Below are 7,309 nucleotides of genomic sequence, written 5' to 3'. Positions count from 1 at the left end.
GAAGATCTAGGTAACGGACCTGACCGGGTGCCTTGCGCGCCATCTCTCCACTCTCCGTTCGGTGGCACGCGTCCGCACCCTGGAGATGGACGTCTGACTACGCGCTCCCTACCGAGTAGCTCGCCAGGCCGACGTGTCCTGACGGCGCGCGGTGCTGGGGGTCATGGGAGTTCTTCCGGTCGACGGTGGTCAGTTCTTGTCGCGGTGGTCTTCCCAGGCGCGAGCGGTCCGGTCGAGGCGGACCTCGGTGCGGTCGGCGAGGACTCGGGTGTGAGCGATCGCGAGCTGGTGCGCGGCGTAGACGCTGCCGCCCTTGAGGTGCAGCAGGACCTGGTGCTCCAGCTCCTGCTGTGCGGGGGAGGCGGTGGCGAGCGAGGCGGGCGCGTGGGCCCGGGCGCTGCGGGGGCCCTGACTGTTGGCCGGGGAGTCGCCGGTGTACATCCGGCAGAGCGCTGCTTCACGGCTCATGGAAGTCCGTTCCGTCGGCCTCGGATGCGCGACGAGCGGGGCGAGTTGAACGGGGCCGCCACGGCGGTGCGTTGGATGCTTCGGCGGGTTGCAGTGAGTCGGCTTTGTCCCAGCCAGCGTCGGATTGGCCGGTCGACGCCCGGAGAAAGGCCTCCCACCGAGGCCCGGACGCACCCTGGTGGAATTCCGCGGTCGGACGCAAGTGGGGCGTAGGTTGTTCCCTCGGTCAGGTGACTCCAGGTGGCGGCGGCTTGGTCTGGCGGCCTCGGGTGGGGTCTGCTCGGGCGGAGGTTAGGGTCTTGACCATGACGAACGTGGACAGGGGCCGGTGGTACCAGATCGCCGACCTCCTTCCGGAAGCCGCCGCCGGGGACGTGAAGGGCTGCTGGGAGATCGGTGAGCAGGAGGCCGGGCTGCGGCAGCTGATCGAGGGGATGCTCGCCTTCCAGATACCGGTCAGTGGCGAGGACCGGGCCCGGATCGCGGTGCTCACCGAGGAGTGGGGCGAGCGTGAGTCGCTGGCCCCCGGCCTGCTGCGCTGCCTCGGCGACGGTGCCCCGGCCGCCGTCCGGCTGCTGGACGGTGACGGCGAGGGTGCCGAACTCCTGCCGGGCGAAGGTGAGTTGGCTGGGCAGAGGCTGGTGCCCTGGATCCGCTGCAACCGCTGCGGCCAGTACCTGCTCCGGGCCCACCAGTGGGAGGACTGGGACGACCTCTCGCACCTCGCCACCCACTACCTGATCGCCTCGGCCGACCTGGCCACCGTGCTGCGGACCTTCCCCGACGACGCGGTGGGCGCGGCCTTCGCCGAGCTGCTGGACCACTGCCCGGTCGTCGCCGCCTCCGGTGCGGTCTTCCTACACGGCAGCGGCAGCTCAGCGCCGCAGAGCTAGTGATCCAGATCATGTGATCATGGTCTTGCGGGCGGTTGTAGGGACTGGAACCGTCGTCGCCGACACAGTTTCATCAGTGGGGGGAAGCAACAGCCATGAGTCGTCGAATCCGTTCTGCCGTCGTCGCCCTCGGTCTTGCCGCGGCCGGTCTCGTCGTGGGTACTTCCACGGCCTCGGCCGGTGGCTACGGCTGTGCGGGCAGTGAGATCGACACGTACCCCGTGACATCCGGCTCGACGACGTACGGCGTCATCCACCTGTACTACGACTCGTCGGACGGTACGAATTGCGCCGTCAACGTGGCCACCTCCGCCGGCGGGTACGGGGCGGACAAGTACATGTCGGTGTCGCTCATCCTCTGCTCCCAGACCTCGCCGTCCTCCACGTGCGCGATCCTGGATGCCGTCGTCGATGCCAAGACTTACAAGTACTACGCCGGGCCGGTTCCGGTGGGGGCGCGAGGCCACTGCATCCAGGTCAGGGGCCGTATCACCTACAACGGCCACGAGGCGTCCGGCGGCAGCACCGGGGCAACCCACTGCGGCTGACCGCAGGGCTCAGGGGCGGCTGCGTTCGAGCAGCCGCCCTTCGGTGCTCCTCCGCCCGTGCCCGCACCGGCCGCCGGCCTTGCCGTCTGCCCGGCCTCCTTGGCGGGGACGTCAGCGGCAAGACCCGCCGGGAGATCATCAGGTGCCTGAAGCGATACGTCGCACGCGAGATCTACCGACTCATCGCCCCCGCCAGGACTGCCGTAGGCCACGCAGATCCCGAAGGAACCACAAGTTGACATCCATAGGGGCATCAACGGCTTCTGACACCAGACCCGCGGGCACATGCGAGCCGAGCGGGCGGGGCTCAGGCGCGGACAGGCACCGTGAAGCCCTACTCCTGTCGGCAGCCGTTCCTCCGGGTCGCGAGTTGAGGAAGCCGCGATCAAGCGAGCCTACCCACCGAACGCGCAGCGCGATCATCCTCGCGGCGTGTCGCCGGGCGTGTGTCCCGGCCAGTCGATCTTGCCGTGCTCCATGCCCCGCGCCGCACGCTCTGTCGACATGCCACCGCACCGGCAACGCTGAACAGGCCGTCACCACTTGGTTCGAGACGGTCGAGTTCAGCGGCAAGCCAGCGGCCGGCGGCCAGGTCAGCGGTGCGCACCGTGTCGGCGACGACGTGCTCCTCCAGGTTGTCCACGGGCATCACGCCCGGCGGGCCCGGGTCGGAGGGCGAGGCTTCGGTGCTCATGTGGTGACCGTACTCGGGGCCGCTGACGGGCCAGTACGGTCCTGCTGGTGGCCACCGCTTGTTCAGGTGGCTTGGTCAGGAGGCTGCGCGAAGGTGGCGGGAGGCTGTGGTCACTGCCTTCTGGAGCTCGTCGCGGGTCATGGTGGAGCGGTGGGCGATGCCTGCGCACGCACCTGGTCGCGCCACTGCGGGAGTTCATCGAGGCCAACACCGACTGGCTCACCGTGTTCCAGCTGCCGACTTACGCCCCGGACCTCAACCCGCAGGAGGGCATCTGGTCCCTGGTCAAGCGCGACATCGGCAACCTGGCCGCCGCCGACCTCGGCCAGGTCACCCGCGCAGTGAAGCGCAAACTCAAGATGCTCCAGTACCGGCCGGAGGTCATCGACGGCTGCCTGAGGGGCACCGGCCTGACCCTGCCGGCGTGAGTGACCGTCAGAAGAAGCCGAAGAAGCGAGCCCACCAGGTGGGCCGCTGAACGTGCCAGGGCAGTCGACTCGGCCCGTCGTAGTCGCTCTCCAGCAGTTCCTCGGCAACCACCACATAGCCGAGCTCGACCAGCGCCCGGTTGACCTTGGCAAGGTCCGCGCCGTCCAGCTCGCCTTCGGCCTGGGCTTCCTTTGTTCCGAGGAAGGCGCCCGGGTTGTCAGCGCAGACCAGAGCCAGTGAGCCGAACTTGCTCACGCAGACGACGATCCGGGTTCCGCGGACGGTTGCGTCCCCGGGCACGACGACGCGTCCGTACTCGCTGGAGTCCTGGGTGTCCTGCTCGGCCGTGCAGGGAGCTGCGAAGTCGCCTTCGATCCGAGCCACCAGAGCACCGAAATTGACTGCGGTCTCGCCACGGTCGTAGTGCTGCGGCCACTCCAGCCACTCTGGATCATCGAGCTTGCGCAGCAACGCCAGCAGATCCGCTTCGCTCTCGGTCATGCGCCCATCTTGACAGCAGCCACCCGCGGAGCAGCCCCGGGCACCACCATACTGACCGCTCCCCGACATCACCTCCTAATAGTGTTGTCAAGCCGCGGCTGTGACGGATAGTTGACTTTGGTAGCACCGCCTGTCACGGATGAGGGCCCACAGCACGTTCACTCGTCGCCGGGCCAGGGCGAGGACCGCCTGGATGTGCCGCTTGCCTTCAGCGCGCTTGCGCTCGTAGAAGCGGCGGGACTCGTCGCAGTAGCGGATGCTCATGAGCGCGGAGGTGTAGAAGACGCGTTGCAGGCCGCGGTGATAGCGCCTGGGGCGGTGCAGGTTGCCGCTGACCTTGCCCGAGTCCCTGGGCACCGGGGCGACGCCGGCGAGGCTGGCCAGGTGGTCGGGGCCACGGAAGATCCTGAGGTCGCCGGCGGTGGCGGCCAGGAACTCCGCGCCCAGGAGCGGGCCGATGCCGGGCAGACTGGCGATCACTTCGGCAAGCTCGTGGTCGCGGAACCTGCTCGCGATGAGCTTGTCGATCTCGGTGATCTGCTCGTTGAGGGCTATCACCTCTTTGGCGAGGGCTTGGACCACCTGCGCGGCAGTCCTCTCCCCAGGGACCGCGGTGTGCTGGCCCTCGGCTGCTGTCATGGCCGCTTCGGCCAGGGCTCCAGCGCCTCGGACCTTTCGATTCCGCAACCAGGTCTCCAGGCGCCTGCGGCCCATCCGCCGCAGAGCGGCCGGGGTCTGGTAGCCGCTCAGCAGGATGATCGGGCCGTGGTTGACCAGCTCCAGAGAGCGCTCCAACGCGGGGAAGATGCCGTTGAGTTGGCCGCGTAACCTGTTGATCCGACGAGTACGGTCGGCCGCCAGGTCAGCCCGGCGGCCTGTGAGGATCCGCAGTTCCGCGATGAGTTCGTCCTCCGGCTGCAGGACGGTCAGGTCGCGTCGCATGCGAGCCTGGTCGGCGATGACGGTCGCGTCCTTGGCATCGGTCTTGCCCATGCCTCGGTAGCCGGCCGATGCCCGGTTGACCGTCAGGCCGGGTATGTAGAAGACCTGTTGGCCGTGGTTCAGCAGGATGTTGGTCCACAGGGCGGCCATGCCGTCGGCGACGTCGACCGCCCAGACCACGTCCTCGCTCAGAGCCAGCACGTCGGCGAGCAGGGCCAGCAGGTCCGACTCGTCGTTCACTACCCGGCGCGACAGCAGCCGCCTGCCGTCGCCGTCCAGGACAACACAGTGATGATGGGTCTTGCCGATGTCCGTCCCCGCCCAGATCAAGGCCACGGGCTTCCTCCGCTCGCTCGATGCGTCCTGTTCTCCCGAACGACCTCGCCAGCGTGGTCCTACTCAGCGATGCGCCCGCGAGCGCCCGCAGCTCCTAATCAGCGGCCGAGTCGTCGTGAGGCGCCGGGCGGCCAGGTGACGTGAACCATCGACGGCAACCCAATCAGAGCCATACCCAGCGCCTCTGGATCCCAGGACCATACGACTGGCCCCTCCGACCCATCAACAACGTAGGACCCATTCAAGTTCCTTACGTTGTTGGTGGGTTGATTCCGGTCACTCGTAGGATCGGGAGGCCCAGGGGCACTGGGTGTGGCTGTCAAGTTCATGCCGTAGAAGTGGCTTCTACTGATTGGCCGCCCGGTGCCTCGCGACGACTCGGCCACTGATTGGGATGCGCGCGACACGATCGCTTGGTAAGGACACGCTGGCGAGGTCGTCTGCTGGGACCGGTACAGGAACGACTTCGGAGGTGGCCGTGCCCGAACTGTGGGCCGGAATGGACGCGGGCAAGGCCGAACATCACTGCGTGGTGCTCGACTCGGACGGCCAGCGCAGGCTGTCGCAGCGGGTGGCCAACGACGAGGCTGCGCTGCTCAAACTGATCGTCGATGTCCTCGCGCTGAGTGAGGGCGAGCCCGTGACGTGGGCGATCGACCTCAACTCCGGCGGCGCCGCGCTGATGATCGCGCTGCTGACCGACAACGGGCAGAAGGTCCTCTACATCCCGGGCCGCACAGTCCACCACGCCTCCGGTTCCTACCGGGGTGACGGGAAGACGGACGCGAAGGACGCCTTCGTCATCGCGGACCAGGCCCGCATGCGCCGCGACCTCCAGACGATGCACCGCGGCGACGACATCGCGGTGGACCTGCGGATCCTCACCTCCCGCCGCCTGGACCTGGCCGCCGACCGCACGAGGGCGATCAACCGGCTGCGGGCCCAGATGCTGGAGTACTTTCCGGCCCTGGAGCGGGCCTTCGACTACAGCACCTCGAAGGCCTCACTGGTACTGCTGACGGGCTATCAGACCCCGGCCGCCCTGCGTCGGATCGGTAGGAACCGCCTCGCGGAGTGGCTGAAGAACCGCAAGGTGCGCAACTCCCAGCTGGTCGCGGCCACCGCAGTCGAGGCCGCCCAGGCCCAGCACACCGCCGTTCCCGGGGAGAAACTGGCCGCCGCCTTGGTGGCCAGGCTGGCGAGAGAGGTGACGGCCCTTGACGAGGAGATCGCCGAGACCGACGCTCTGATCGAGGGCCGGTTTCGTCAGCACCCGTACGCCGAGGTAATCCTGAGCGTGCCCGGTATCGGACCCGTCCTGGGAGCCGAGTTCATCGCTCAGACCGGCGGAGACATGAGCGTCTTCGGCAGTCCCGACCGCCTCGCCGGCGTCGCCGGCCTGGCCCCCGTCCCGAAGGACTCGGGACGCATCAGCGGCAACATGCGCCGACCCCGCCGCTACTGCCGTCGACTGCTGCGTGTCTTCTACATGTCCGCGCAGGTCGCCGCCCGATGCTGCCCCACCTCGAAGGCCTACTACGACCGCAAGAGAGCCGAGAACAAGACCCATAAGCAGGCCGTCATCGCTCTCGCCCGACGACGCCTGAACGTCCTGTGGGCCCTCATACGCGACGGCCGCACCTTCGAGATCACCCCACCAGCCAGCCCCGTCGCACTGGGCTGACGCACTTACAGCGAGTCACCAACCAGGCTTGACAACTTCATTGGGAATCAGTAGTGGCGGGGTTGAAGCCGCCACTGGAGGCACTTTCGGCGCGGCTGCGGCTGGCCGTTGAGCGCGGGTGGGAAGACCTCGGGCGCGTGGACGTCGCCATGTTCCGCATCGAGCAGGCGGACTTGGTGCTGGGCCGGCTTGAAGGAGCGGTTGTCCCGCATACGTTCGTCTGGGTGAGCCGCTCAGCGGACGACGTGGATGCGGCGCTGGACATCCTGCTCAGCGCCCTCGGTATTGACCGCAAGGCGCTGGCGTTCCGGGGCAGCGTGGAGATGGGCTTCGAAGTGTTCGACGGCTCGTCCGGGTGAGCGATCCTGGCGAAGCGGTCGCGGCAAAGCGAGCACGCGCTCATCCCTGTCCCGCACAGCAGTGGTCGCTGTGCGGAACCCGCAGCTACGGCCTCGTAATGCGTAGGTCTCGGGTTCGAATCCCGAAGGCGGCTCTCAGAAAGCCCAGGACTCACTCGCCGTGACCTGGGCTTTTTGCCTTCCCGTGACCTTCCGCGAGGGGCTTGCGTGAGCCGGAGAGGCTCCATGATCGCTCCCGATGGACGATCGGTGGACAATCGTGCAGCGAGCGTGCAAGCCGGTGGACGGCGGGCTTGCCTCCGTCAGCGGTTCGCTGCTTAGCCAGTTGCGGAGAATCCATAAGCTCGATCGCTGCGCTAGTAGGGCTTGGTCAGGTGCACTCGCTGATGGCGTGTCCTTGGGTCCGTGGGCGCGTTGATGGTGTGTGACACCTGGGGAGATGGATCAGGTCCGGG

Annotated in this window: 9 protein-coding genes; 5 read left to right on the top strand and 4 right to left on the bottom strand. The window is 67.8% G+C overall.

What is annotated here, in order from left to right; genetic code table 11:
* Positions 1-189 precede the first annotated feature (189 nt).
* Positions 190-468 (bottom strand): hypothetical protein, encoded by a 279-nt coding sequence (locus ASC99_RS30190; RefSeq protein WP_157531858.1) that lies wholly within the window; start codon positions 466-468, stop codon positions 190-192.
* A 305-nt stretch (positions 469-773) separates the two neighbouring features.
* Here ASC99_RS30190 and ASC99_RS30185 point away from each other — a divergent pair, with 305 nt between their 5' ends.
* Positions 774-1,361: a hypothetical protein gene (locus ASC99_RS30185; protein ID WP_057237999.1), complete on the top strand. Its 588-nt coding sequence runs from the start codon at positions 774-776 to the stop codon at positions 1,359-1,361.
* A gap of 155 nt (positions 1,362-1,516) precedes the next feature.
* A complete protein-coding gene (locus ASC99_RS39115) occupies positions 1,517-1,909 on the top strand; it encodes a hypothetical protein (RefSeq protein WP_157531857.1) in 393 nt (130 codons plus the stop codon).
* 385 nt (positions 1,910-2,294) lie between these two features.
* Here ASC99_RS39115 and ASC99_RS39110 read toward each other — a convergent pair whose 3' ends face one another.
* Positions 2,295-2,603, bottom strand: coding sequence for a hypothetical protein (locus ASC99_RS39110; RefSeq protein WP_157531856.1), 309 nt, complete (start codon positions 2,601-2,603; stop codon positions 2,295-2,297).
* Between the two features lie 47 nt (positions 2,604-2,650).
* Between ASC99_RS39110 and ASC99_RS30175 the strand changes: the two genes are divergently transcribed.
* Complete coding sequence (locus ASC99_RS30175) at positions 2,651-3,031, top strand: transposase (RefSeq protein ID WP_235502900.1); 381 nt, start codon at positions 2,651-2,653, stop codon at positions 3,029-3,031.
* 7 nt (positions 3,032-3,038) lie between these two features.
* On the opposite strand, the gene ASC99_RS30170 is transcribed toward ASC99_RS30175, so the two are convergent.
* Together ASC99_RS30170 and ASC99_RS30165 are read right to left on the bottom strand one after the other, a co-directional pair.
* The gene (locus ASC99_RS30170) at positions 3,039-3,533 is read right to left on the bottom strand and encodes a hypothetical protein (RefSeq protein WP_057237991.1); all 495 of its coding nucleotides are present in this window, start codon (positions 3,531-3,533) and stop codon (positions 3,039-3,041) included.
* 87 nt (positions 3,534-3,620) lie between these two features.
* Positions 3,621-4,811: an IS110 family transposase gene (locus ASC99_RS30165; RefSeq protein WP_057237989.1), complete on the bottom strand. Its 1,191-nt coding sequence runs from the start codon at positions 4,809-4,811 to the stop codon at positions 3,621-3,623.
* Positions 4,812-5,310: 499 nt separating this feature from the next.
* On the opposite strand from ASC99_RS30165, the gene ASC99_RS30160 reads away from it, so the two are divergent.
* Positions 5,311-6,495: an IS110 family transposase gene (locus ASC99_RS30160; protein ID WP_057238003.1), complete on the top strand. Its 1,185-nt coding sequence runs from the start codon at positions 5,311-5,313 to the stop codon at positions 6,493-6,495.
* Between the two features lie 62 nt (positions 6,496-6,557).
* On the top strand, positions 6,558-6,854 hold the full coding sequence (locus ASC99_RS30155; protein WP_157531855.1) for a hypothetical protein: 297 nt from the start codon (positions 6,558-6,560) through the stop codon (positions 6,852-6,854).
* Positions 6,855-7,309 lie beyond the last annotated feature (455 nt).

Source organism: Kitasatospora sp. Root107, from assembly GCF_001424875.1.
GTDB lineage: Bacteria > Actinomycetota > Actinomycetes > Streptomycetales > Streptomycetaceae > Kitasatospora.
The sequence above is the reverse complement of the archived record's forward strand: the minus strand, read 5'-3'. Positions and strand labels throughout refer to the sequence as shown.

What these genes read in the sequence shown, in the direction of transcription:
- ASC99_RS30190 (WP_157531858.1), bottom strand. Translation starts at nt 468, where the DNA reads ATGAGCCGTGAAGCAGCGCTCTGCCGGATGTACACCGGCGACTCCCCG.
- ASC99_RS30185 (WP_057237999.1), top strand. Translation starts at nt 774, where the DNA reads ATGACGAACGTGGACAGGGGCCGGTGGTACCAGATCGCCGACCTCCTT.
- ASC99_RS39110 (WP_157531856.1), bottom strand. Translation starts at nt 2,603, where the DNA reads ATGAGCACCGAAGCCTCGCCCTCCGACCCGGGCCCGCCGGGCGTGATG.
- ASC99_RS30170 (WP_057237991.1), bottom strand. Translation starts at nt 3,533, where the DNA reads ATGACCGAGAGCGAAGCGGATCTGCTGGCGTTGCTGCGCAAGCTCGAT.
- ASC99_RS30160 (WP_057238003.1), top strand. Translation starts at nt 5,311, where the DNA reads ATGGACGCGGGCAAGGCCGAACATCACTGCGTGGTGCTCGACTCGGAC.